23 protein-coding genes and 1 pseudogene are annotated in these 23,296 nt (G+C 72.8%); 10 read left to right on the plus strand and 14 right to left on the minus strand.

The genetic code is table 11. From position 1 onward, the window contains the following. Positions 1-23: 23 nt before the first annotated feature. Positions 24-1,220: a MarP family serine protease gene (locus POF43_RS26135; protein WP_271324062.1), complete on the minus strand. Its 1,197-nt coding sequence runs from the start codon at positions 1,218-1,220 to the stop codon at positions 24-26. Between the two features lie 457 nt (positions 1,221-1,677). On the opposite strand from POF43_RS26135, the gene POF43_RS26140 reads away from it, so the two are divergent. Continuing rightward, a complete protein-coding gene (locus POF43_RS26140; RefSeq protein WP_271324063.1) occupies positions 1,678-3,171 on the plus strand; it encodes an AlkA N-terminal domain-containing protein in 1,494 nt (497 codons plus the stop codon). Positions 3,172-3,176: 5 nt separating this feature from the next. Further along, entirely contained in the window at positions 3,177-3,704 is a 528-nt protein-coding gene (locus POF43_RS26145; RefSeq protein WP_271324064.1) for a methylated-DNA--[protein]-cysteine S-methyltransferase, read from the plus strand. A 76-nt stretch (positions 3,705-3,780) separates the two neighbouring features. Here the strand turns inward: POF43_RS26145 and POF43_RS26150 are convergent, their stop codons facing one another. Together POF43_RS26150 and POF43_RS26155 are read right to left on the minus strand one after the other, a co-directional pair. Further along, the gene (locus POF43_RS26150) at positions 3,781-4,401 is read right to left on the minus strand and encodes a chloramphenicol phosphotransferase CPT family protein (protein ID WP_372516127.1); all 621 of its coding nucleotides are present in this window, start codon (positions 4,399-4,401) and stop codon (positions 3,781-3,783) included. Between the two features lie 233 nt (positions 4,402-4,634). After that, positions 4,635-5,333 (minus strand): alpha/beta fold hydrolase, encoded by a 699-nt coding sequence (locus POF43_RS26155; protein WP_271324065.1) that lies wholly within the window; start codon positions 5,331-5,333, stop codon positions 4,635-4,637. A 209-nt stretch (positions 5,334-5,542) separates the two neighbouring features. Here POF43_RS26155 and trxA point away from each other — a divergent pair, with 209 nt between their 5' ends. After that, positions 5,543-5,920, plus strand: coding sequence for a thioredoxin (gene trxA, locus POF43_RS26160; protein WP_271324066.1), 378 nt, complete (start codon positions 5,543-5,545; stop codon positions 5,918-5,920). Between the two features lie 860 nt (positions 5,921-6,780). Here trxA and POF43_RS26165 read toward each other — a convergent pair. Further along, positions 6,781-7,344, minus strand: a complete 564-nt coding sequence (locus POF43_RS26165; protein WP_271314400.1) for a TetR/AcrR family transcriptional regulator — start codon at positions 7,342-7,344, stop codon at positions 6,781-6,783. A 369-nt stretch (positions 7,345-7,713) separates the two neighbouring features. Between POF43_RS26165 and POF43_RS26170 the strand changes: the two genes are divergently transcribed. Further along, positions 7,714-8,619 (plus strand): ScbR family autoregulator-binding transcription factor, encoded by a 906-nt coding sequence (locus POF43_RS26170; protein ID WP_271324067.1) that lies wholly within the window; start codon positions 7,714-7,716, stop codon positions 8,617-8,619. A gap of 682 nt (positions 8,620-9,301) precedes the next feature. On the opposite strand, the gene POF43_RS26175 is transcribed toward POF43_RS26170, so the two are convergent. Continuing rightward, positions 9,302-10,168: a ScbR family autoregulator-binding transcription factor gene (locus POF43_RS26175; RefSeq protein ID WP_271325092.1), complete on the minus strand. Its 867-nt coding sequence runs from the start codon at positions 10,166-10,168 to the stop codon at positions 9,302-9,304. Positions 10,169-10,308: 140 nt separating this feature from the next. Here POF43_RS26175 and POF43_RS26180 point away from each other — a divergent pair, with 140 nt between their 5' ends. The 3 genes from POF43_RS26180 to POF43_RS26190 all read left to right on the plus strand — a co-directional run bounded on the left by POF43_RS26180 (position 10,309) and on the right by POF43_RS26190 (position 13,378). Next, positions 10,309-11,370 carry a ScbA/BarX family gamma-butyrolactone biosynthesis protein gene (locus POF43_RS26180; protein ID WP_271325093.1) on the plus strand — a complete coding sequence of 354 codons (1,062 nt, stop codon included), beginning with the start codon at positions 10,309-10,311 and terminating at the stop codon, positions 11,368-11,370. A gap of 544 nt (positions 11,371-11,914) precedes the next feature. Further along, on the plus strand, positions 11,915-12,844 hold the full coding sequence (locus POF43_RS26185) for an NAD-dependent epimerase/dehydratase family protein (RefSeq protein WP_271325094.1): 930 nt from the start codon (positions 11,915-11,917) through the stop codon (positions 12,842-12,844). Positions 12,845-13,072: 228 nt separating this feature from the next. Continuing rightward, positions 13,073-13,378: a hypothetical protein gene (locus tag POF43_RS26190; protein ID WP_271325095.1), complete on the plus strand. Its 306-nt coding sequence runs from the start codon at positions 13,073-13,075 to the stop codon at positions 13,376-13,378. Positions 13,379-13,865: 487 nt separating this feature from the next. Here the strand turns inward: POF43_RS26190 and POF43_RS26195 are convergent, their stop codons facing one another. The 5 genes from POF43_RS26195 to POF43_RS26215 all read right to left on the minus strand — a co-directional run bounded on the left by POF43_RS26195 (position 13,866) and on the right by POF43_RS26215 (position 16,026). Further along, complete coding sequence (locus POF43_RS26195) at positions 13,866-14,084, minus strand: DUF397 domain-containing protein (RefSeq protein WP_271325816.1); 219 nt, start codon at positions 14,082-14,084, stop codon at positions 13,866-13,868. An 82-nt stretch (positions 14,085-14,166) separates the two neighbouring features. After that, entirely contained in the window at positions 14,167-14,385 is a 219-nt protein-coding gene (locus POF43_RS26200) for a DUF397 domain-containing protein (RefSeq protein ID WP_271325817.1), read from the minus strand. An 82-nt stretch (positions 14,386-14,467) separates the two neighbouring features. Beyond that, positions 14,468-14,686, minus strand: coding sequence for a DUF397 domain-containing protein (locus tag POF43_RS26205; RefSeq protein WP_271325818.1), 219 nt, complete (start codon positions 14,684-14,686; stop codon positions 14,468-14,470). Then, complete coding sequence (locus POF43_RS26210) at positions 14,683-15,513, minus strand: DUF5753 domain-containing protein (protein WP_271318511.1); 831 nt, start codon at positions 15,511-15,513, stop codon at positions 14,683-14,685. Before POF43_RS26210 ends, POF43_RS26205 begins: the two co-directional genes overlap by 4 nt. Before the next feature lie 318 nt (positions 15,514-15,831). Next, complete coding sequence (locus tag POF43_RS26215) at positions 15,832-16,026, minus strand: hypothetical protein (RefSeq protein WP_271326198.1); 195 nt, start codon at positions 16,024-16,026, stop codon at positions 15,832-15,834. A gap of 431 nt (positions 16,027-16,457) precedes the next feature. Here POF43_RS26215 and POF43_RS26220 point away from each other — a divergent pair. Next, positions 16,458-16,646, plus strand: a pseudogene (locus POF43_RS26220) (maleylpyruvate isomerase N-terminal domain-containing protein); the annotation flags it as partial. Between the two features lie 478 nt (positions 16,647-17,124). Here the strand turns inward: POF43_RS26220 and POF43_RS26230 are convergent. From POF43_RS26230 to POF43_RS26240, 3 genes are all read right to left on the minus strand, one after another. Further along, positions 17,125-17,454: a hypothetical protein gene (locus tag POF43_RS26230; RefSeq protein ID WP_271324651.1), complete on the minus strand. Its 330-nt coding sequence runs from the start codon at positions 17,452-17,454 to the stop codon at positions 17,125-17,127. Between the two features lie 134 nt (positions 17,455-17,588). Further along, positions 17,589-18,089 carry a hypothetical protein gene (locus POF43_RS26235; protein WP_271324652.1) on the minus strand — a complete coding sequence of 167 codons (501 nt, stop codon included), beginning with the start codon at positions 18,087-18,089 and terminating at the stop codon, positions 17,589-17,591. Between the two features lie 543 nt (positions 18,090-18,632). After that, the gene (locus POF43_RS26240) at positions 18,633-20,360 is read right to left on the minus strand and encodes a dolichyl-phosphate-mannose--protein mannosyltransferase (protein WP_271318490.1); all 1,728 of its coding nucleotides are present in this window, start codon (positions 20,358-20,360) and stop codon (positions 18,633-18,635) included. Positions 20,361-20,849: 489 nt separating this feature from the next. Between POF43_RS26240 and rsmI the strand changes: the two genes are divergently transcribed. Continuing rightward, the gene (gene rsmI / locus POF43_RS26245) at positions 20,850-21,758 is read left to right on the plus strand and encodes a 16S rRNA (cytidine(1402)-2'-O)-methyltransferase (RefSeq protein ID WP_282704784.1); all 909 of its coding nucleotides are present in this window, start codon (positions 20,850-20,852) and stop codon (positions 21,756-21,758) included. A 373-nt stretch (positions 21,759-22,131) separates the two neighbouring features. Beyond that, the gene (locus POF43_RS26250) at positions 22,132-22,734 is read left to right on the plus strand and encodes a hypothetical protein (protein ID WP_271324650.1); all 603 of its coding nucleotides are present in this window, start codon (positions 22,132-22,134) and stop codon (positions 22,732-22,734) included. A gap of 336 nt (positions 22,735-23,070) precedes the next feature. Here POF43_RS26250 and POF43_RS26255 read toward each other — a convergent pair. Next, the coding region (locus POF43_RS26255) for a hypothetical protein (protein ID WP_282704785.1) at positions 23,071-23,296 on the minus strand (226 nt) is incomplete at its 5' end.

Here is a 23,296-nt window from a genome sequence, read left to right on the forward strand (position 1 = left end):
CGGCCGGTCCGGCCGTCGCGTCCTCACAGGGCCGCCCGGTCGCCGGTGGAGACCGCCGTCGTGGCGCCGGCGCCGCGGGTGGCGTCGGCGGCGACCTGGCGGGCGGTGAGGGCGTAGCCGATGTCCGGCTCGGCGGTGGAGCGGGCGAAGACCACGCCGTAGACCCGGCCGCCGGTGGTCAGCAGCGGGCCGCCGGAGTTGCCGGGGCGCACATCGGCGCGCAGCTGGTAGACCTCGCGGGTGGTGGAGTTGTCGCCGTAGATGTCCTGGCCGGTGGCGGTGATGCGGGACGCGACGGTGGCGGCGCGTACGTCGAGGCCGCCGTTCTGCGGGTAGCCGGCCACTACCGCGGGCGCCGCACGGGCGGCCGGGCCGGCGAAGGGCAGGACGGGCGCGGACAGGCCGGGCACGTCGAGGACGGCGATGTCCGTCTCCGGGTCGAACAGCACCACCCGCGCCCGGTACGGCAGCCCGACCCCGCCGACCTGGACGGCGGGCGAACGGACCCCGGCGACCACGTGGGCGTTGGTCATGACGTGGTCGGCGGCGTAGACGAACCCGCTGCCCTCCTGGCCGCGCCGGCCGCCGGAGACGTCGGCGACGCCCGAGATCTTGACGACGCCCGCCCGGGCGGCCCGGATCGCGGCGGGGGTCACCGCGTCGCCGGAGGGGGCGGGCACTGTGGCCGCCGGCTCGTTCTCGAAGGGGTTGAAGACCTGCGGGAACCCGGCTCCCGACAGCGCTCCGGCGGCGCTGCTGAACCACGTCGGGGTCTGCGAGGGCATCACGTGGTCCACCGCGCCGAGCACCGCCGACCCGCGGATCTGCCGGCTCAGCAGCGCCGCCGGCGAGGTCGCGAGCACGCCCGCGAACACCCAGGCGAACACCAGCAGCGCGACCGCGCCGGCCGCCGCGCCGCCGACGCCGTCCAGTCCCCGCACCGGCCCCCACTCCAGGTGCCGGCGCACCCGCCAGGCCAGCAGCCCGGCCAGCGCGTGCCCGATCCCGGCCGGCACCAGGACCACCAGCAGCGCGACGACCAGCGCGCCCGTCGTGCCGGGCGTCGTCGGGCGCAGCGCGAACGGCAGCGCCCACACGCCGAGCACCGCGCCGCCGACGAAGCCGGCGAGCAGGATGCAGCTCGCCACCAGGCCGCGGCGGTACCCGGAGACGGCGAACGCGATCGCCAGCAGGGCGATCACCAGGTCGAGCAGGTTCATACCGGAGAAAACGCCCACCGCCCCCGCGACGGTTCCACGAGTGCCGCGTTTCACTCAAAGGGGTCATATGTTCGACTGGGGGAGGAGCGCCGTCCGCCCGGCGCCGCGCTCCCCGCCCCGTTTCCCGCACTGTCAGCCCCGCTCCGCGCTCCCCGCTCCGTCCGCCCGTACTCCGTTCCCCGCACTCCGTTCCCGACGAGAACCACCACCCCGCCGGCATCGAGTTCCGTCCCGCCCTCGCCGACCGGGCACTCACCGCGTTCATGGAGGACGCCGGCCGTTACGCACGTACGCGGGGACGCCGCCCACCACGTACGGTTCCGAAAGCGTCAGCCACCACGTACACCGGCGGAAAAGCCCCCCTGCGTCACCGCATCATCCCGGCGGCCTGCGGTGGCGCGAGCTTGATGTCGTTTTTCCGCTGGCCCCGCGGGGGCCGACCGGTGATGCTGAAGGGGTGTACCAGGACTTCGAGAACTGCGTGCGGGCCGTGCGGTCGAAGGACGCCCGGTTCGACGGGTGGTTCTTCACCGCGGTGCGGACCACCGGGATCTACTGCCGGCCGAGTTGCCCGGTGGTGCCGCCCAAACCGGAGAACATGACCTTCTACCCCAGCGCGGCCGCCGCCCAGCAGGCCGGGTTCCGGGCGTGCAAGCGCTGCCGGCCGGACGCCAGCCCGGGCAGCCCGCAGTGGAACGTGCGGGCCGACGTGGTGGCCCGCGCGATGCGGCTGATCGGCGACGGCGTCGTGGACCGGGAGGGCGTGCCGGGCCTGGCCGCCCGCCTCGGCTACAGCACCCGTCAGGTGGAACGCCAGCTGCTCGCCGAGCTGGGCGCCGGGCCGCTCGCGCTGGCCAGGGCCCAACGGGCGCAGACCGCGAGGCTGTTGATCGAGACGACCGGGCTGACGATGACCGACGCGGCGTTTGCGGCCGGGTTCGCCAGCATCCGGGCGTTCAACGAGACGGTGCGGGGCGTCTTCGCCCTGTCGCCGACCGAGCTGCGCGAACGGGCCCGCGGGCGCGCCGCCGGTGCGGGGCCGGCGGACGCGAGCGGCACGCCGGGGGCGCTGTCGCTGCGCCTGCCGTACCGCCGGCCGCTGTGCCCGGACAACCTGTTCGGGCATCTGGCGGCCACCGCGGTGCCGGGCGTGGAGGAGTGGCGGGCCGGCGCGTACCGGCGGACGCTGCGGCTGCCGCACGGGCCGGGCGTGGTCGCGCTGAGCCCGCGCGACGGGCACATCGCCTGCGAGCTGCGGCTGGGCGACCTGCGGGACCTGGCGATCGCCATCAGCCGCTGCCGCCGGCTGCTCGACCTGGACGCGGACCCGGTGGCCGTCGACGAACTGCTGTCCCGGGACCCGGTGCTGGCACCGCACGTGCGCAAGGCCCCGGGGCGCCGGGTGCCGGGGACGGTGGACGGTCCGGAGTTCGCCGTCCGGGCGGTGCTGGGCCAGCAGGTCTCCACCGCGGCCGCCCGCACGCACGCCGGACGGCTGGTGGCCGCGCACGGCGAGCCGGTGCGGGACCCGGAGGGCGGGCTGACGCACCTGTTCCCGTCCGCCGAGGCGCTGGCCGGGCTCGATCCGCAGGCCCTGGCCATGCCGGCCTCCCGGCGCACCACCGTCACGTCGCTGGTGGCCGCGCTGGCCGACGGCACGATCGACCTCGACGTGGGCGGGGACTGGACCGAGGCACGGGCCCGGCTGGCCCGGCTGCCGGGGTTCGGGCCGTGGACGGTGGAGTCGGTCGCCATGCGGGCGCTGGGCGATCCGGACGCCTTCCTGCCCACCGACCTCGGAACCCGCCGCGCCGCAAAGGAGTTGGGCCTGCCGGCCACCCCGGCGGCGTTCACCCGGCACGCGGAGGCGTGGCGCCCGTGGCGGGCGTACGCCGTGCAGTACCTGTGGGCCACCACGGACCACGCCGTCAACCACCTCCCGAAGGACTGATGTTCATGCGCAACCACACCGTGGCCGACTCCCCCGTCGGGCCGCTGACCCTGGTGGCCACCGACGGCGCGCTGAGCGGCCTGTACATGGAGCAGCACCGGCACCGCCCCGACGAGTCCACCTTCGGCGCCCCGGACACCGCGCCCTTCGGTGCCGTCATCGAGCAGCTACGGGCCTATTTCGCCGGGGAGTTGACCGACTTCGACCTGCCCCTGGCGCCGGCCGGCACACCGTTCCAGCGCCGGGTGTGGGACGCGCTGCGCGAGATCCCGTTCGGCGACACCCTCACGTACGGGCAACTGGCCCGGCACATCGGGCAGCCGACCGCGTCGCGCGCGGTGGGCCTGGCCAACGGCAGGAACCCGGTGAGCATCGTCGTGCCGTGCCACCGGGTGGTCGGCTCCGACGGCAACATGACCGGTTACGGCGGCGGCGTGGAACGCAAGCGGTTCCTGCTCGACCTCGAACAGGGCCGCTCCGGCGACGCGTTGTTCCCGCTGAACGGCAACGCCGCGGCCGGGGCGCTGTTCTGACGCACCGTTATTTATGGGCGCCGGGCGAGGTTCCGTCGGTCCGCGGCCGGGCGGGGCGGTCTTGGTCGGGGCGGCCTCAGTCGGAGGGTGCCCGGTCGGGACGGTCCAGGTCGGAGCGGTCCCGGACCGGGGCGCGGTCGGGGCGGTCGCGGTCGGCGGTCTGGCGGGTTCGTTGCAGCCGGGCGGCGATCGCCCGGGCGCACGCGTCGGTGGAGGTGTCCGCGGTGTCGACCTCGACGTCGTAGATGACGCCGCGGTGGACCAGGTCGGCCTGACCGGCGGCCATGCCGGGGACGCGGTCGGGGCGGCCGCGTTCCCGCCCGGCGGCGGTGGCCGCGTCGCACCACACGCCCGCCCACAGCACCGGCAGCCCGGCGAAGGCGGTGCGCAGCCGGTCCTGGGAGGCGCCGCCGCCGAGGAAGACGTCGTCGACGATGATCCGCGCGCCGGCCCGCACCGTCGCGGCGAGCCCGGCGACCCAGGCGGCCTCCAACCCCCGGAACCCGTCGCCGACCACGACCTCGCCGCCGGGGCCGAAGGCGATGCCGGTCCCGTCGCCCGGGGAACGCAGCCGGCCGGGCAGCGCCGCGACGAAGTCGTCGATGCCGAAGGCGAGCCACGGGTCGGGCAGCAGGTCCTGAAGGGCCCGCGCGATGCTCGACTTCCCCGCGCTGGAACCGCCGTTGAGCACGACGATCCGGACGGGCGCTTCCGGCGCGAGTGCCTCTGCCTGCGGCGCCGGGGCGTCCTCCGCCTGCGGCGCCAAGGCGTCCTCTGGCGCTGGTCCCGGCTCGGGGGCCGCTTCCGCCTCCGGGGCTGTGGCTGGGGTCGCCGCCGCCTCCGGGGCCGGCGCCGGTGCCGGGGTTGACGGCAGTGCGGCCTCCGCCTCCGGGGCCGGGGCTCGTACCGGCACTGAGGACTGACGGACCATCAGATCCAGCCCTCCAGCGAGGCCATGAAGCCGTCGTGGTCGTCGCGGTGGATGCAGTGCCCGGTGCCTTCGACCCTGCGGATCTCGAAGCCGCGGCCGGTGAGCAGGGCCGCCTCGGCGGGGCCGGTCAGGTAGCTGACTTCGGGCAGCTGGACCAGTGAGGGCACCAGCGGCCGTTCGGGCAGGAACGTGGCGAGCGCGCCGCCGGCCAGGAAGTCGGCCACCGCCGGGTCCCACACCTGCAAGGTGGCCAGCTCGATGTCCAGATCGTCCTCGGGCCAGCGGGAGTTGAAGAACTGGATCTGGCGGCGCGACATGCGCGCGTAGGTGCGGAACATCGCCGGGCCCATCTGCCGGGCCTGATCGGTGACGCACCACGCGGGGTCGGAGTAGATCGCGCGCGCCGGCCGCAGCCGGTCCACCGCCAGCGACAGGGCCAGGCCGCCGAGGGAGTGGCCGATCGCGAGCTCCGCGCCGGCCGGCAGGGTCTCGGCCAGGTCGTCGGCGAACAGCGACGGTGTGTATACGTCGGCCCGGCCGCTGCCGCCGTGACCGCGCAGGTCGGCGGCGATCACCCGGTAGCCGCGATCGGCCAGCTCGGGACCGACCCGGTGCCACAGCCGGTGGTCCGACATCATCCCGTGCACCAGCAGCGCGATCCGCTCCCCGCTGCCCCATTCGTGCGTACTCAGCCGCATCCCGTCCCCCATCCCTCGGTGGTCCGCCGCTTCCGTGGGCGCCGTCGCCCCGTCCCGGCGCCCACGCGGCCGCCCGGACACCGTCCGTCATCAGATCACGACCCGCTCGGGCCGGGCACGCGGATCGGCTCCAGGAATACCCGCGCGCCACGCGTGGTTGTCGCAGCCTGCGGGGGCCGACGGACGGGCGACGGAAAGAGGGTGCGGTCATGGCCACGGTCGAGCTGACCAAGGACAACTTCAACGAGGTCGTGACGGACAACGGCTTCGTACTGATCGACTTCTGGGCCTCCTGGTGCGGCCCGTGCCGGTCGTTCGCGCCGGTCTACGACAAGGCCTCGGACCGTCACGACGACGTGGTCTTCGGCAAGGTCGACACCGAGGCGCAGCCGGAACTGGCCGCCGCCTTCGACATCCGGTCGATCCCCACCCTGATGATCATCCGCGACGGCATCGCGGTCTTCGGCGAGCCCGGCGCACTGCCGGAGCAGGCCCTGGAATCGGTGATCGGCCAGGCCCGCGCCCTCGACATGGACGACGTACGCACCAAGGTCGCCGAGGCGAAGGCGGCCGAGACCGGCGAGTGACCGCACCCACCGCCTTACTCGGCGGGCGGCATGACCACCCCCGGCACGCCAGGTCCGGGCCGAGACCGACCCCCGGCCCCACCGGGCGGGCGAGCGCCGCACGGGTGACCGCGAACCGGGCGCTCACCGGGCACGGCCAGCGCACGTTCGGGCACGGACGTTCGGGGGCGCGACCGGAGGCACGTCCGGGTGAGGGCATCCGGGGTACGTCGGAGTACGTCTGGGTACGGGACGGCCGGAGCACGTCAGGATCGGTGCGTGTGCGGGTGACCGGGGCAGGATCGGTACGGGACAGCCGGAGTACGTCAGGATCGGTGCGTGTGCGGGCGCGGCCAGCCGGAGCAGCCGGAGCAGCCGGTACGGGACGGCCGGAGTACGTCAGGAACGGTGCGTGTACGGGGGACCGGGGCAGGATCGGTACGGGACCCGGAGTACGTCAGGATCGGTGCGTGTGCGTGTGCGTGTGCGTGTGCGTGTGCGTGTGCGTGTGCGTGTGCGTGTGCGGGCGCGTGTGCGGCCAGCCGGAGCAGCCGGTACGGGACGGCCGGAGCACGTCAGGAACGGTGCGTGACGGGTCCGATCAACCGGCGCACAACCGGGCAACATCAACCGGAGCCCACCCGGATACGGACACCCCGGACCACCGCAGACCGCGGACAACCGGACCACGCTCGCCGCGCCGCACCCCCGCTGCACCAGCCCCATCCGCCGACGCCTTGCGTCATCTGCGGCAACCTCCGAGGCTCGCGTCAGCCGCCAACGCCCCGCGTCAACCACCGCCGCCGCATCAGCCGCTGACACCCCGCGCCTGCTGACGCCCCGCGTCAACAACTGCCCCGCGCCCGCCTGCTGACGTTGCGTCAACTCCCGCCGCAGACCATCTCGGTGGCGACCTCCAGCAGCGCGAGACGCTTGGCCTCCGCGGTGCCGGGCAGCTCGCGCATCGCAACGCCGCCGAAGTGCACGGTGATCAACGCGCTGACGGAACGGGCCTGTTCGGCCAGTTCGCCCTCGCGGTCGATGAACAGGCCCCACAGGGCCAGCATCTGGTCCTTCAGCCGCTGACCGATGCTCAGTTCCCGCAGCGCGGCCTGGTTCTCGTAGAGGAACGTGAACAGCGGGGCGGCGGCCTGCACGACGACGCTGTAACGGGCGAGCAGCTCGCGCCGGGTGCGCTCGTCGCGCGGGCGGTCGCCGGCCCATTCGATGATCTCGCCGAGCGGCGCGGAGTAGGACTCGACCAGGGCGACGAGGATGTCTTCCTTGGTCTTGAAGTGGTAGTAGAGCGCGGCCTTGGTGACGTCCAGGCGCTCGGCGATCTCCCGCAGCGAGGTGCCCTCGTAGCCACGTTCCAGGAAGAGCTCCAGAGCGATCTCCTGGATGCGCCGGCGGGTGTCCCCGCGGCGCGGCTGCGCTGTGCTCATCACTGCTCTCCCGCGTCTCCGGCCGGTGTCCGGCGCGCCCGTCCGGTGAATCCACTGTACTCAACTGGTCGGGCGGCAGGTAAGCCGTCGGTGCACAGGACAAACAGGTTTGCCAGTTTGTTTGATCTTCCCCTACCGTCTCAGGCGGCCCCAGTCCGAATACTGGCCAGTAACCCCTGTCACCTCGGGGCCTACGGCCAGAAGTGGACTCGTTCGCCGTGAAGCATCCCGACAGTACTGTTTGTTTTTTGCGACATCGATGGCAGGATGCCCACGGAAACAGCACTCCCCCCATGGGGGGACCGAACGGACCGGCCGGGGAAGGACCGCCCCGGCCAGCGGTCACCCGGAAAGGACAGGTGCCGACCGATGCAGGTACGTGCCGCACGAACCCGCCAAGCCCTCATCCTGGCTGCCGCGGAGCTCATCGACGACCGGGGGATGAAGGGCACGGGGCTGCTCGACATCAGCCGGGCCGCCGGGGTGAGCAAGGGCGCCCTCTACTTCCATTTCGCCTCGAAGGACGAACTCGTCGCCGCCGTGCGCCAGGAGGCCCGCGCGTCGGTGATGGCCACCGCCGAGCACTGCCTCGACGGCCGCACCTGCACGCTGGCCGGCGCCGCCCGCTTCACCGTCGCCATGTCCCGGCGTATGCGGGCCGATCCGGTACTGCGGGCCGGACTGCGGCTGGACGCCGAAGGCGTGACCGGTGAACGCACCGGCGGCGGTTCACTGCGCGCCGGCTGGCTGACGCTGCTGCGCGAACGGCTGACGGCCGACGCGGCCCAGGGCAGGCTGCGGCCCGGCGTCGACCCCGACGCGACCGCGAGCCTGCTGGCCGCGGTGACCGTGGGCCTGGAGTCGATGGGCCGGGAGAACGACGCGTGGTGGGAGCCGCGGGTCACCACCGGCATCTGGCAGCTGCTGCTGGACCTGGCCGCGACCGACCCGCGCACCACCGCCGAGGTCGACCGCGCGCTGGCCGAACTGCGCGCCGACGCCGAGGCCGCCCGCGCCGAGGCGGAGGCCGCGGCGCGGCAGGCCGCCGAACAGGCGGTCGCGGACGGCCCGGCCGCCCACGACGACATCGTTATCCGCCCGCCCGCGCCCCGGCCGGGCCACCTCACCGGCGACCACTACGCCGCGCCCGGCGTACACCGGCCGGCCGCCGTGCGCCGCCCCGCCGCCGAACCGGCCGGCCGCCTCCCCGGCCAGCACCGCCAGCTCGGCCCGGTGGGCGCGCTGACCGGCGCCTCCGCGTACGACGCCGGCTGACACGGCCCGCCCGGCCGGCGGCTCGGGTGGCATCACACCACCGGGGCCTCCGGCCGGGCAGGTTGGGGCTTGGGCGTGCTGCTTGGGCGGTCCGAGGCTCGGGCGGTCTGCGGGCGGGTGGTCCCGGGTCCAGGCAGTCCACGGTTCCGGGCTCGGGGTTCCGGGTTCTGGGCTCATGGGGAGCCGGGGGCCGGAGAGCCATGGGACCGGGGTTCCGGGGAGGGCCGTGGGCGCCGGGGAAGGCCGGAAAAGCGCCCGGTGCCCCCGAGGGGCGACAGGAAGCCCGGAGAACGCTGGGGGACCCGCAGAACGCCGGGAAACCCGCAAAAAGCGGTGAGCCTGGAGTGCGCCGGAGCCTGGAGCACGCCAGGGCTTGGACTGCGCCAGGGTCTGGAGCACACCGGGGGGTACGCGGTCGGGCCCCCGGGCGGTGGGACGGCCCGGGGGAAGCGGCGGGGGAACGACAGCAGGCGGACGTTGGCGGCGGAACGTGGTGGCCGGCGTCCACCGCGCCGGGACCGACGCTTGCGGCCGCGAGTCCACCTCTTCGGCGGTGGCGTCGCCTCTGCGGCGCCGGAGTTGACGCCTTCAGCGGTGGAGTCACGTCTTCGGTGCCGGGGTTGACGCCTTCAGCGGTGGCCGAGAGGTCCTCGGCGCCGTTTCGGGCGCCTTCGGTGGCGCTTCAGGCACCTTCGACGCTGGGGGCGAGGCCGGCCGCTGACTCAGGCGGGTCCACGTCCGCGTCGTCCGTGCCCGCGTCCCCGTCATCCGCACCCGGCACCGCGTCATCCGCATCCCGGGCCGCGTCATCCGCACCCGGCACCGCGTCATCCGCATCCGTGGCCGCGCCGTCCACCCCGACGGGGTCGCCGGCCCCCGGATCGGCGGTGTCCGCGCCCGGCCCGGTAACCGCGGCAGCCGTGACCGTCGCGAGGGCGACCGCGCCCCGTTCGGGGTTGGCGCGCAGGTGCGGCAGGAGGCCGGGAACGGCCAGCGAGGGCAGCAGGTACTTCCACAGCACGGCGATGCGGCACGGCAGGTCACGCCGTTCCTCGTAGACCTGGGACAGCAGCTGTATTCCGGCGAAAGCGCCGACGATCAGCTGCGTGACCTCCTCCGGGTCGACGGTGGTGAGGAGTTCGCCCTCACGCCGGGCGGTGGTCAGCAGGTTGACGATCACGTCGGCCGGACCGCGGTACGCGGCGGCGGTCGGTGTCCGGTACGACGCCTGCTCGACGCTGAGCCGGATCGCGGCGCGTAACACCACGTCGGTACGCAGCCGTTCGGCGAACGCCATGGTCAGGTCGATGGTGGCCTGGAGCTTCACCTTGTGCGGTGGCGGCACCAGGGCCTCGGCCTGCGCGTCGATCACCGCGTCGGCGATGGCCTCCTTCGACGGGAAGTGGAAGTAGAGGGCGCCGCGGGTCAGACCACTCCTTGTGAGAATCTCAGTGGTACTCGCCCCTTCATAACCGCACTCATCGAATACCGCCGCCGCCGCTTCCAGGATCGCGCGCCGTGTCCTGACCGCCCGGGCCTGTTGCGCCATTTGATCTCCGTACCCCTTTGATAACCAAACCGGCTTGTCTGTATCTTAACCGGAGCATCGTTCGCTGATCATTCCCAGTGACGTCGAGATCAGCAGGCCGAGCCGATTGTTTCTCGCCCCCGCAGAGACAGGGATTCCGTATGCAGTCCTCGAGCGTCACCACACCCCCGGTCCCGTTGCCACGCCTGCCCGTTGCCCACGTCCCCACCCCTGCGCCGCCGGGCACGCCCCAGCCGCCGCGACATGATTTTCCCACCCTCACCACTACGGTCCCCCGACAATACGTGCACAGGGCAGCCGTCAGTGAAGTCTTTCTCACCAACTGGGAAACCGACGGAACCGACGGTTTTATCGTGGGAGCGCAATGGCCCCGCGGCCACGCCCTTTTCAGCCCGCGATACGGGCAGCAGGATCCGCTCCTGCTCGCCGAAACCATCCGGCAGGCCGGCGCGCTGCTGGCGCACGCCAAGTTCGACGTGCCGCTGGGCCACCATTTCCTCATGTGGGACCTGTCGTACACCGCCGTCCCCGGCACGCTGGGCACCGCGCCGCTGCCCACCGACCTGACCTTGCGCGTGACGTGCCACGACGTGACCCGGCGCGGCACCCAACTGTCGTCGCTGCGCTACCGCGCGGAGGTGTGGCGCGGCGCCCTGCGGATAGCGGTCGGCAGCGCCGGCTACAACTGCACGTCGGCGGCGGTGTACCGGCGTATACGCGGCGAACGGCCCACCGTCTGCGGGACGCAGCCCACCGTACCGCTGCCGCCGCACGCCGTCGGGCACACCGACCGGCGTGACGTAGTACTGACGGATCCGTCGGACGGCCCGTTCGGCGTGGACGTCGCGCCGCTCGCCGCGCACGCCGCCCGCACCGGCATAGGCCGCCCCCGGGGCACCTGGCGGCTGCGGGTCGACACCACACACCCGGTGTACTTCGACCACCCGCAGGACCACGTCCCCGGCATGCTGCTGGTCGAGGCCGCCCGCCAGGCCGCGCAAGTACTGCTCGGCCCCGGTCCGGTCCACCCGGTCGCGCTGCACAGCACCTTCGAGCGGTACGCCGAACTCACCGCCCCCTGCTGGATCGAGGCCGAGACCGGCGAACCCGACGACACCGGCCAGACCCCGGTGACCGTCACCGCGCGGCAGGACGGCGAAACGCTGTTCTCCGCGATGCTCACCTGCCGCCCGCTCGCCTGAGCACCGCCCCGGAGCCGTCCGGGCGCTCCCCCGCCGTCCCCGGGAGCGCCCGATCCCCCGACCCGCCGGCCCCTCGCGGAGCGGCACCGGAACGAACGCGTCCATCGGGCACACGTACCGCTGTCGGCCGACCGCATTCGGATCGCGGTGCGTACCGCCGCACACGATGGCGCGTCCATCAGGCACACGTACCGCACGATGACGCGCCGCGGGATCGGGGGCGCGGGGAGCACGACCGCGTACGGCGGACCCGTCCGCACGCCGACGCCGACGCCGACATCCACACGCGACCGCGGCCCCGCGTGACGCCGCACCGCGCGATGGCCCGTGTACCGCACGATGACCTCGCGCACACGCCCTCACGTACCGCACACGCCCTCACGTACCGCACGCGCGCGTGCGTACCGCACGATGACGTACCGCGATGGGCCGCCACGTACTGCAACGTCCTGCGGTGTACCGCACGATGACGTATCGCACAAGCGCCCGCGTACCGCACGATGGAGGCCGCACCAGGACGTATTGCTGAACAGACCGGGGAGTCATGCCGATCCTGACCCTGACCGGCGCCGCGGGTTTCATAGGCGCCCGTGTCGCCGCGCGCCTCGCGTGGGAGCAACCGGACCGGCCGTTGCGGCTGATCGCCCACCGCAGACCGGTCACCGCACCGCCGGACGGTGCGCGCACGCAGATCCGCACCGCCGACCTGGCCGACCCCGCGTCGCTGCGCGGCGTGTGCGACGGCGCCGACGTCCTCGTGCACTGCGCGTCGCAGATCGGCGGCCCACCGCAGCTGTGCCGGGCGGTCAACGCGGACGGCACGGCGGCCCTGGTCGCCGAGGCGATACGCGCCGGAGTGCGCCGGATCGTACTGCTGAGCACGGCGTCGGTCTACGGACGCGGGCCCTTTCGCGGCGAGCACCCCGGGGACCTGCGGCCGGCGCCGGCGTCGGACACCTCGCGCACCCGCGCCGACGCCGAACGCGCCGTGCTGGACGCCGGCGGGGTCGTGCTGCGCCCGCACCTGGTGTACGGCGCCGGGGACCGCTGGGTGGGCCCCGGGATGCTCCGGCTGATGACGGCGCTGGACGGCAGCGTCGGGGGCTGGCAGGCGCGCGCCTCGATGATCGACGCGGACGACCTGGCCCGCGCCGTCGCCGCCGTCGCGCTGGCCCCGGACGGCACGCTGACGTCGTCCGTCTACCACGCCAACCACCCCCGCCCGGTGCCCGTCGCCGACGTCATCGCCGCGCTGGCCGCCGCGCGGGGCGTCCCGGTCCCCGGCGCCCGGCTCACCCACGACGAGGCGGTCGCCCGCCTGGAGCGGCTCGGCCGGTCCGCGCACGACCTCGACGTACTCGCCGTCGACCACTGCTTCGCCTCCGACGCGCTCTGGCACGACACCGGCCGCCCGCCGGGCCCCGGATTCCCCGGCCGCTTCGCCCGGCACGCCGACTGGTACGCGTCGGCCTGACCACCCGCGAACTCCCCGTCCGCCCCCGGCCGTTCACGCCTGCGCTCCGCGCGATCCCGCAAGGGCGGGAAGGTGTGCAGCGCCATCCGCTTATCCACAGCCTGTGGACGGTGAGTTGTGACGAAGGCCCGGTGGAGGTGTTTCCAACTGGCCGAGTGTTGGGTTCAACGAGGCTGATTCCACTCCGAGTCACTCCGGAACCGGGACGGACAGTGTCATTCTGACCGCATGAGCGAGGTGGGCGTGACATTCGACCCGGACCGGCTGGCGGACGCGGCGATCGCGTGCGTCCTGAACGAGGACACCGAGGGCATAGAGCTGCTCCTGCACGGCCTCGACCCGTCGCAGACCCGGCGCCTGGCCGGCCGCCTGGCGGCCGGCGCCGCCGACACGCTGATCCAGTGGGCCGCCGACTCCGGCGTGGGCCCACGCCAGGCCGCCGACATCTGGCGCCGCGGCATACTGCTGCGCGCCCGCTACGGCGACGATGACGAGGATGACGGCGAGGCCGCCGACGACGAGGAGGCAGGCTGACCTGCGGCCCGGGGTTTGCACTGGTGGAGGACGCGGTGGTCGGCGAGCCGGTCGGGCCGGGGTGATCGGTGCGGGCGCGGCCGCACCCGTGCTGGGGACGATCGCGGTCTGCGCGTCCAGCGCGGTGAACAGGACCTCGACCGGTCGCTCGGCCATCCTTGAGGCCGTCGTCCGTATCGAAGCCACGGGGCCGGCGGCGTGCGGCTTCATGGATCTGTGCCGGGGAGCCGATGCGTCGCGGCGGCGTCGGGCTGGTCAGGCGGTTGCTGATCCGTGCCGCCACGCCGGTCGGATCGTTGTTCGGGGGAGGACGTTCGGGGTGCACCGGGGGCGCCTCCGGCGGGGTGGCCAGCGCACGGGCGGCTGGGTGGCGAACGGCGGGGGAGGTGGGGCGCCGGGGACGGGGGCGGCGGGGGTCGTGCCGTGGTGCCGGCCCCCGCCACCCTCTGCGGCGGCATCCCTGACGTGACGCGTGCCGGTGCTGGCGTCAGGCCGCGTCGAACTCCCCGGTGGCGACGGCGTTGACGAAGGTGGTCCAGCCGGTGGTGGTGAACGTCAGGGCGGGGCCGGAGGGGTCTTTGCTGTCGCGGACCGGTACTACTCCGGTTGCCGCGAACTGCGGTGTCCACTCGATGCAGTTGCCACCGTCACCGTTGGAGTACGAGGACTTGCGCCACGTCGCGCGGGACAGGTCGGGGGTCTTCATGTCGGTAGGGCCTCCTTCGCTTCTCGGATCAGCTCAGCAGTGGCATCCCGGGCGTGACGCGGGCCGGGGGCCAGCGATCGCGTCAGGCTGCGTCGAATTCTCCGTTGGCGACGGCGTTGACGAAGGTGGTCCAGCCGGTGGTGGTGAACGTCAGGGCGGGGCCGGAGGGGTCTTTGCTGTCGCGGACCGGGACCACGCCGGTTGCCGCGAACTGCGGTGTCCACTCGACGCAGTTGCCGCCGCCTCCGTTGGAGTACGAGGACTTGCGCCACGTCGCGCGGGACAGGTCGGGGGTCTTCATGTCGGTAGGGCCTCCTTCGCTTCTCGGATCAGCTCAGCAGTGGCATCCCAGGCGTGACGCGGGCCGGGGGCCAGCGATCGCGTCAGGCTGCGTCGAATTCTCCGTTGGCGACGGCGTTGACGAAGGTGGTCCAGCTGGTGGTGGAGAATGCCAGGGCGGGGCCGGAGGGGTCTTTGCTGTCGCGGACCGGCACTACTCCGGTCGCCGCGAACTCCGGTGTCCACTCGACGCAGTTGCCACCGTTGCCGTTGGAGTACGAGGACTTGCACCATGTCGCGCGGGACAGGTCGGGGGTCGTCATCTCGGTAGCGCCTCCATCACGTCTCGGATCAACTCCGCCGTCTCGAGCGGGCTGAGGGCGTGCGCCCTGAGTCGATCGTAGGCCCGGCGACGAGCAGTGACGTTCTCTTTGTCTTCCAGTAGCGCCCCGATGTCGATGCTCTCCTCGTAGGCGACCGCCGTGCCGTCGTCCAACGTCATCAGCGTCACCGAGCCGCCCAGGAAGAAGTGTTCGCCGTGGCTGAACGGCAGCACCTGAACGAGGCTGCGCGGCGTGTTCACCAGCTTCAGGAGCGCGGCCAGTTGGTCGCGCATGACCTCGGGGCCGCCGACGGGCCGCCGTAGGACCGCCTCGTCCAGGACCATGTTCAGGTACGGCCCCAGGTGGTCGTCGAACATCCCCTGGCGGGCCATGCGGACGAGGACCCTCTCCTCGTTCTCCCCCTCCGCGGCCTCGGGGTTACTCGCCCGGAACAGCGCCAGGGCGTACTTCGGTGTCTGGGCGAGGCCGGGAACGACCTGGCCGCCGTATTCGTCGATGACCTTCGCCCGCCGTTCCAGGTCCATCCGCCGGCGGTACCGGTCGGGGTGGACCTCGTTCCTGGCGAGCGCGTAGAGCCGTTCGAAGATGCCGTCGGTGTGGAACGTCGCGTCCAGCCTCGACGGCAGGTCCGGCGCCATCATCGCGTCGGCCGTCTCCACCCGGGACAGCACGCTCTTGCTGAACCCGACGATGACGCCCAGCCGTTCCAGGCTCATGCACTCCTGCGCCCGGTGCCTGCGCATCTCCGCCCCGAACAGGTCCCGCGCCGACCGGTCCGGACGCAACTCCCTGGGCCTCGCTGGCATATGACCACCCCTCCCGTTACCGAAGCCGCGACGGACCTCCGTAGGAGAGTCGGGGGCCGACGGCGACACTGTGAATACCCACAGTGAACCAGTTGCAGTAATCGGACGCGAGAAATCGATCCCCGGACCACCCGAAAGAACGTTCCTTACCCGACGGAGTGGGCGGTCGGCCGCGCGCCTGCCGACGCGTCTTCGGCCGGGGGATGTTGTCCGCCGGGAGGTCGGAGGGGAGTTCGGACGCTGCCGGGTGCACGGGGTGGTGGTCGGCGCCGGGGGCGGGTGGGGCGCCGGTGCGGGGCTGGCGTTGTCGGGGCGGGGTCAGTGGCCGAGGGCGGAGACCAGGGTGGCCATCTGGGTGGAGAACGAGTTGATCGGGCCGGCCGCGCACGAGGACGCCAGGAAGAACCCGAACATCGTCGCCACGAACCCCGACCCGAAGGTCATCGCCTTGGTCCGCAGCAGGAACGCCACGAAGAAGCCGAACAGCACGACAGCGGAAACCGATACCAACACGGCGTACTCCTCACGACCAGGACATTTCTTTCACCCTGCCGCCCTCACCGCCGAGATCCCCGCGCCCCCGCCACGACACCGCCTGTCATGAGCCTGATGGCGCACAAGCCGCAGGGTTTCAACCGGGAGCCGGTTCGCGGCGGCGTCGGGCGGGTGGGGGCGGGGGTGGGAGTGCTGTGGTCCGCCGTGGGGGAGCGGGGTGCGCGCGGTGGTTCGTTGGGGACGGCCGCCAGGTCGCGTTGCCGATGCGCGATGCGCGATGCGCGGTGGGCGGCGTGGTGGCTTCGCCGCAGGGCGTTTCCACCGCGCTGAGGAAACCGCCCGGGAGTTGGCGGTCCGACATACCGACGGCGTGCGGCCTGTACCGGGCTGGCCACATCGGCCGCGGAATCGCGGTCCGGTTGCCGGAGCGCGGTGATGGACCCATGGCCGTGGACGAGACCTTGGAGTTCCCCGATCCGTTGCGGCTGATCGACGAACGGTCGACCGCCTTCCGCGCCGCGGTCGCCTCCGCGCCCAGCCTCGACACGCAGGTGCCGACCTGTCCCGAGTGGACACTGTTCGATCTGGTGCGGCACCTGGGCGAGGGGCGCCGGTCCTGGGCCGCCACCATCGCGGCGTGACCTGCCGCCGCGGCCGACCAGCGCTCGGACACGGCTGGCGCCTCTGTTCACAGCCGCGCCGTTGAGGCCCGGGGCCGGGTTCCCCCGGGGCGGGGGTGGCGTTCCGCGAAACCGTTGTTTTCGTCAACGACCAGACAACGAAATCCCGAAGGGGGAGGCGAGGAGCGGAGGCGGGGAGGACCAAAGGGCCGCCGTGACGGGTCCGACCGGCCACATCCTGTGCGAAAGCCGGGACTGTCGACCGCGCCCACCGGAGGGCGGGCCCGTGGCTGACCACCGGCCGCAGACACCCCCGGCCGGGAGCTCTCCCCAGCGCACGGTCGACCGAGCAGTGGCCCAGGCCCGGGCACCCGTCGCGTGCGGGGTGGCACGGCTGAAGTCCTGGCAGACCTTCCACAGATTCCGCAGCAGCCCCCATCGGATGACGCCAATCGCCGCAGCGATCCTCACCCTGGAGAGGCGGCGCTGAAAATGCTCACTGGCCTGCGGATATTTTCCACGCCGCGAGACGCCAGTGTGTCGCCGGATTTGCCTGCACCGTGACGCTGGTGTCCGTGGCGCGCAGTGGGCCTTTGGACCCGTAGATAACGGTTCCATTGGTTGAGCAGGCTGAGATCCGTTCGAGAATCTTACCGTTGCTCTCCTTGACGCTCAGGGGTGCTGTGCTTCCGGTGCAGGAAACGGCGACAGCAAATTTTCCGCTGCCGGTCGCCCCTTTGATCTCAAGAGTTCGACCGTCTGATCCGCTGGTGTTCACGAGCAGGACGGCGTTCGGGATCTTTTGACCGTAGGAGACCGGATTCACCGGGGTGGCGATCCTGGTGGAGGGGGACGGCGACGCTGTGCTCGGCTGTGCCCCGTGGCCGTGCGCCGAAGATGTGCAGGACGTAAGGCCGACGAGGCAGACAGCGGTTACCGCGGCGCCGGTGAATCGTCGGATCACGTGGTGTGCCAGAAGGTCGGAAGGTGGTAGGGGAGGTAGCCCGTACCGCTTTTGCTCACGACCCATGTGCAGGCTCCGTTGTATTGGCCGTAATTCCAGTGCACGTACTGCTCGTCGGCACCGGCATGCAGATAGCCGACCGAGTCGGAAGAAGGCACGGCCCAGGTGGAGCCGTAGGAGACGGAAGCTGAGAGTGTGCCGGTGAACGTGAGGCCGATTGTTTCCTTCGCAGACGCGATGATCGCGCTTTCTGAAAAGGCGGCACTTCCGGTGATGCTTGCGGATACGGACAGGCCCGCGGTGAGCGTGATGGTGAGGGACTGTCCGCCCTCGCCCTCGGCGGAGGGCACCATGTCCTTGTAGTGATGAGAGTGTGAGGTTATGTCGTATCCAGCGTCGGATACGCACCCGTTCGGCTTGACGACCTGCGGGGTCTTCTGAGCTGCGAACGCTTGGCTGGTCCCGGCGGTGCAGGACAGCGCAAGGACGCCGACCACGACGGCAGCGGATCTGCGCGAGAAAAATCTCAAGTTTTCCGACCTTTCGTTTTGTGTTCGTGACTCGGTTGTCACGAGGCATATGACATGGTCATGCCTGAATGGGGGATCTGTCAAGAAAATAATGGGAGATGACGTATAACCTTCTGTTAGGTCGGTTTTGTGGAGCGGATTTGTTCCTCTGGCCATTTTCTGGTAAGTGGAATTTGAGTTCATGCGGGTGGGCCGTACTTGGATCTGTGGCAGAGGCGAAGCCGCGCCGGGGGAACCCCACGGCATCGCCGAAGCCGTCCTCTCCGGGCCGCTGTGCTGACGGTCGCGCGGCAGCCGCCAGCCACCCGGCGCTCTTCTCAGCCCTCAGCCCATGAGCGGGAACGCTGGAAACGCCTGGCATCAAGTCCGCCGCTGCTGCGGAAAATCTGCCGGCGAAGTCCTGTCGGGGCCGTCCTGGACCGGTGATGGCGACCCGCGGCCACCGGCGAGAACCACCGTCAACGCCGAAGGGGCGCCCGCCGAAGCGGGCGCCCCTTCATGGAGCCGCAGTCAGATCCAGGTGTCCAGCCACATCCGGTTCCGCCACGCGTCCAGGGGGATCGTCATGCCGGTGTAGAGCGGATAGAAGTAGATGAAGTTCCAGACGATCAGCAGGACCAGCGTGCCGGCGCCCACCGCGCCCCACATGCGGCGGCGTTCGGGGGCGCCTCGGGGGCCGAGGGCGGCGCCGAGCATCATCGCCAGGGCCAGGCAGAGGTAGGGGACGAAGACGACGGCGTAGAAGAGGAAGATCGTCCGCTGCTGGTAGTTGAACCACGGCAGGTAGCCCGCGGCGACGCCGCACAGGACCGCGCCGGCCCGCCAGTCGCGGCGCATCGCCCAGCGGTAGATCAGGTAGAGCAGGGCGAAGCAGGCCGACCACCACAGCAGCGGGGTGCCCAGGGCGAGGACCTCGCGGGCGCAGCCGCCGGCCGCGGTGCAGCCGTCCTGGCCGGGCTTGGGGGACTCGTAGAAGTAGGAGACCGGGCGGCCCAGGACCAGCCAGCTCCATGGGTTGGACTGGTAGGTGTGCGGCTGCGACAGGTTGATGTTGAACAGGTACACCTGGTGCTGGTAGTGCCACAGGCTGCGCAGCGGCGCCGGGATCCACGCCCACGGGCCGCCGAGGTGGTCCGCCCAGTGCCGGTAGTAGCCGTTGCCGGTGAGGAACCAGCCGCTCCACGACACCAGGTACGTCGCGAACGCCACCGGTACCAGCGACAGGAACGCCGGCAGCGCGTCGCGGCGCAGCATCGCGGCGAACGCGCTGCCCGCACCGGCCACCCGGCGGGCGCCCACGTCCCACAGCACCGACATCACGGCGAAGGCGGCCAGGTAGAACATGCCGTTCCACTTCGTGGCGCACGCCACGCCCAGCAGCACGCCGGCCGCCAGCCGCCACGGCCGCAGTCCCAGCCGGGCCGACCAGGCGGCCTGCGGATCGGCGCGGCCGCTGTCCGGCAGGGCCGCCGCCAGCCGTTCGCGGGCCTTGTCGCGGTCCACCAGCAGCGCCCCGAAGGCCGCCAGCACCCAGAACATCACGATGAGGTCCAGCAACGAGGTGCGGGACATCACGAACTCCAGGCCGTCCACCGACATCAGCACGCCCGCCAGGCAGCCGATCGCGGTGGAACGGGTCAGGCGCCGCCCGATCCGGCACAGCATCAGCACCGCCAGCGTGCCGAGCAGCGCGAGCATGAACCGCCAGCCGAACGGGTTGAGCCCGAACATCCACTCGCCCAGCGAGATGACCCACTTGCCGTCCGGCGGGTGCACCACGTACGACGGTGCCGAACTCAGCGGGATCTGCTGCGGGTGCTGGAGGATCAAGGTGTTGGCGTTGGCCGGCCAGGTGCCCTCGTAGCCGAGGTGCAGCAGCGCCCACGCGTCCTTCGCGTAGTACGTCTCGTCGAATATGACCGCGCGCGGCGACCCCAGGCGGTAGAACCGCAGGACGCCGGCGAAGACCGCGACGAGCAGCGGGCCGCCCCAGCCGGTCCACCGCGCGGCCCGCCGGGCCACGTCCGGCTTCAGGCCCAGCAACTCCCAGATCCGGGTGCCCGGTTCCTGGAACGGCACGACCAGCCGGTCCCGGGCCGACCCGTGCGGGCGCGGCCGGTGCCCGAAGCGGCGGAGCCGCAGCTCCCAGGCGCTCGGCGCCTCCGGATCGCCCGGCCTGCCGGACGCAGTCGCGCCCTGCCCGGCGCCGGTCGCGGTGTCAGCGCTCTCACTCGTCACCGGCCCATCGTAGGGAAGCGTCCCGCGCCGCCGTACCCGCCGTCGCCCCAACGCCCCGCCACACCCCGATCACACGGCTCCTTCCGGCCTGGCAAGCCGCGATCGCACAGCTTCTCCGACTACGGCAAGCCCCGATCGCACAGCTTTCTCCGACTGCGGCAAGCAACGATCGGGTGGCTTCCTCCGATTGCGGCAAGCCTCGATCGCATGGCTATCTCCGACTCCGGCGGCTGTGATCGCGCAACTTTCTCCGGCTTCGGCGGCCTCCGATCGTGCCGCCGCTGCCAAGCCGCCGCCCCCGATCGCGCCTCCGCGCCCCCCGATCGCGCCGCTGGCCCCCAGCCTCCGCGCCCCCCCGATCGCGCGGCCGGCGCCCGGCCTCGGACGCCCCCGATCGCGCCCGCGATCACGCCCCCGTTCCCGCTCCCCACCCCCGCCGGCCGCCTCCCCTGGCGAGGATCACCCCCGCGACAGGGGAGACTGAGCGGTGTGACTGGTGTACTCGTGCTGGCCGGAACCCCCATCGGCGACCCTTCCGACGCCTCGCCGCGGCTGTCGGCGGAGCTGTCGCGCGCCGACGTGATCGCGGCGGAGGACACCCGCAGACTGCGGCGGCTGACCACCGCGCTCGGGGTCACCACCGGCGGCCGGGTCGTGTCGTACTTCGAGGGCAACGAGACCGCGCGCACCCCGGAGCTCGTCGAGGCGCTCGCCGAGGGGCAGCGGGTGCTGTTGGTGACGGACGCCGGGATGCCGTCGGTCTCCGACCCCGGTTACCGGCTGGTCGCCGCCGCCGTGGAACGCGACATCAAGGTCACGGCGGTGCCCGGACCGTCCGCGGTGCTCACCGCGCTGGCCGTCTCCGGGCTGCCGGTGGACCGGTTCTGCTTCGAGGGGTTCCTGCCGCGCAAGGCGGGCGAACGGCTCTCCCGACTGCGCGAGGCCGCCGCCGACCGGCGCACGCTGGTGTACTTCGAGGCGCCGCACCGCATCGCGGACACGCTGGCCGCGATGGCCGAGGCGTTCGGCGCCGACCGCCGCGCCGCCGTGTGCCGGGAGTTGACGAAGACGTACGAGGAGGTCAAACGCGGTCCGCTGGCCGACCTCGCGCAGTGGGCCGCCGAGGGGGTGCGCGGCGAGATCACCGTCGTCGTCGAGGGCGCGCCGCCCGCCGCGCCGGCCGACCTGGGGCCCGCCGAACTCGCCCGGCTCGTCGCGGTACGCGAGGAGGCCGGCGAGGCCCGCAAGGCCGCCATCGCCGCGGTCGCCGCCGAGGCCGGCCTGCCCAAGCGCGAGGTCTTCGACGCGGTCGTCGCCGCGAAGTCGGCGGCCAAGGGCGAGGCGGCGAATGGCTCGGCGGCGAACGGTTCGACGGCGAAGGGTTCGGCGGCCGAGTAAGCGGTGGCGGTGGCCAGGGCCGCGGCCGTGAACGGCTCGGTCGGCCGCGGCCGAGGAGGCGGACGACCCCCGGGGCCGGGCGCGGCACCGGTCGATCCGCGCCCGCCGACTCCGCCGGCGACCAGCACGACCTGAAGCGATGGTCCGAAGCGATGGCCGGGAGCCATGGCCGGGAGCCATGACCTGAAGCCGCAGCACAGCGCGGGTAAAGGTCTGCCGCCGAAACTTAAGCCCAGCACAGCGCCAGCCCACAAAGACCCCAAATCTGCTCCAAATGAGCGCTTCCCCTCCTGCGCGGGGGCCGGGCGGGGAGTTCGCTGGTGGTGGAAGTCCCGCTCCGGGCACGCGGCCCGGGAGGGCATCTGGAGCTGCCATGAGCGACACCTTCGGCACCCCGGCCGCCGCCGGCACCCCCGGTTCGGCCCCCGGCACCGCCGGGCCGGCGGCACCGGCGGCGGCCGCGCCGACCGCGCCGACCGCGTCCGACACCGTGCACGAGGCGTACTCCTTCGCCTGCATGAACTGCGGACACGGCTGGGAGCAGTCCTACGAGATAGCCCACCGGACCGACCAGTACGGGCACACCAGCGTCGTGTACTACGCCGAGTCGGTGCCCGTCCCCTCCCCGCTGACCCGGCCCAACTGCGTCGAGTGCGGCGGCCACCTGGTGCGGATCATGCGGTCCGGCCGGGTCTCGTCCGTCTCCTCGGCCCGCTGGGGCCACCCCGCCCCGGCGTCGTCGCGGCGTACGTCCGGCGGCCACCGCACCGCTACGGCCGCCGTCGGCGACCTGATGGCGGACGCCGTCCGGCGCGACGGCGACCCGCAGGCCGCCGACCCCGACCGCCACCACTGGCTGGCCGACTTCCTCGCGCTCTTCCACCGCAGGCCGCACGCCGTCGACGGCGGCCGCGGAACCGTCCCCGGCTCCGGCCGGAACCACGATCACGACCACGACCACCCCAGGGCTGCGTAGCCGAGGGGCCGTTCGGCCCCGGTGACCGGGCCGGGGTCGGGGGCACAGGCGCCCGGATCGCCTGCCGGCCCCCCGCGGTCCCCACCGGGACCGACCCCCGTGCCCCGGACAGCGCCCGGCGCGACCCGCACCCTCCGGTGCCGGCCGCGCCGGGCCCACACGTGGGGCGCCGCCGGACTCAGGGCACCCGCCGCGCCGCCGGGCTCGCGCATCGGCCGCCGTCGAACCGCGCGGCCGGCCGCATCGCCGTCGTACCGGCCGCTCCCGGCCTCAGCTCCGGCCGCCCCCGGCCTCAGCTCCGGCCGCTCCCGGCCTCAGCTCCGGCCGCTCCCGGCCTCAGCTCCGGTCGCGCACCGCCTCGTAGGCGGGGGCGGCCCGTTGTCGTACCGGCCGCCGTCGGACTTCGTCCCGGCCGTGCCGCCGTCGTACGGGGCTGCTCCCAGCCTGAGCCTTGGCCGCCCACGGCTTCGTACCGGTCGTGCCGCCGTCGTACCGGCCGCCGTCGGCCTCGCGCTGGCCGTACCGCCGCCGTACGGCCCCCGACCCCGGCCCTGCCCACACC

This window comes from Streptantibioticus silvisoli (assembly GCF_027947535.2).
Lineage (GTDB): Bacteria > Actinomycetota > Actinomycetes > Streptomycetales > Streptomycetaceae > Streptantibioticus_C > Streptantibioticus_C silvisoli.

Coding starts and splice junctions, on each gene's coding strand:
- POF43_RS26135 (WP_271324062.1), bottom strand. CDS start 1,220: ATGAACCTGCTCGACCTGGTGATCGCCCTGCTGGCGATCGCGTTCGCC.
- POF43_RS26145 (WP_271324064.1), top strand. CDS start 3,177: ATGCGCAACCACACCGTGGCCGACTCCCCCGTCGGGCCGCTGACCCTG.
- POF43_RS26155 (WP_271324065.1), bottom strand. CDS start 5,333: ATGCGGCTGAGTACGCACGAATGGGGCAGCGGGGAGCGGATCGCGCTG.
- trxA (WP_271324066.1), top strand. CDS start 5,543: ATGGCCACGGTCGAGCTGACCAAGGACAACTTCAACGAGGTCGTGACG.
- POF43_RS26165 (WP_271314400.1), bottom strand. CDS start 7,344: ATGAGCACAGCGCAGCCGCGCCGCGGGGACACCCGCCGGCGCATCCAG.
- POF43_RS26170 (WP_271324067.1), top strand. CDS start 7,714: ATGCAGGTACGTGCCGCACGAACCCGCCAAGCCCTCATCCTGGCTGCC.
- POF43_RS26175 (WP_271325092.1), bottom strand. CDS start 10,168: ATGGCGCAACAGGCCCGGGCGGTCAGGACACGGCGCGCGATCCTGGAA.
- POF43_RS26180 (WP_271325093.1), top strand. CDS start 10,309: ATGCAGTCCTCGAGCGTCACCACACCCCCGGTCCCGTTGCCACGCCTG.
- POF43_RS26185 (WP_271325094.1), top strand. CDS start 11,915: ATGCCGATCCTGACCCTGACCGGCGCCGCGGGTTTCATAGGCGCCCGT.
- POF43_RS26190 (WP_271325095.1), top strand. CDS start 13,073: ATGAGCGAGGTGGGCGTGACATTCGACCCGGACCGGCTGGCGGACGCG.
- POF43_RS26195 (WP_271325816.1), bottom strand. CDS start 14,084: ATGAAGACCCCCGACCTGTCCCGCGCGACGTGGCGCAAGTCCTCGTAC.
- POF43_RS26200 (WP_271325817.1), bottom strand. CDS start 14,385: ATGAAGACCCCCGACCTGTCCCGCGCGACGTGGCGCAAGTCCTCGTAC.
- POF43_RS26205 (WP_271325818.1), bottom strand. CDS start 14,686: ATGACGACCCCCGACCTGTCCCGCGCGACATGGTGCAAGTCCTCGTAC.
- POF43_RS26210 (WP_271318511.1), bottom strand. CDS start 15,513: ATGCCAGCGAGGCCCAGGGAGTTGCGTCCGGACCGGTCGGCGCGGGAC.
- POF43_RS26250 (WP_271324650.1), top strand. CDS start 22,132: ATGAGCGACACCTTCGGCACCCCGGCCGCCGCCGGCACCCCCGGTTCG.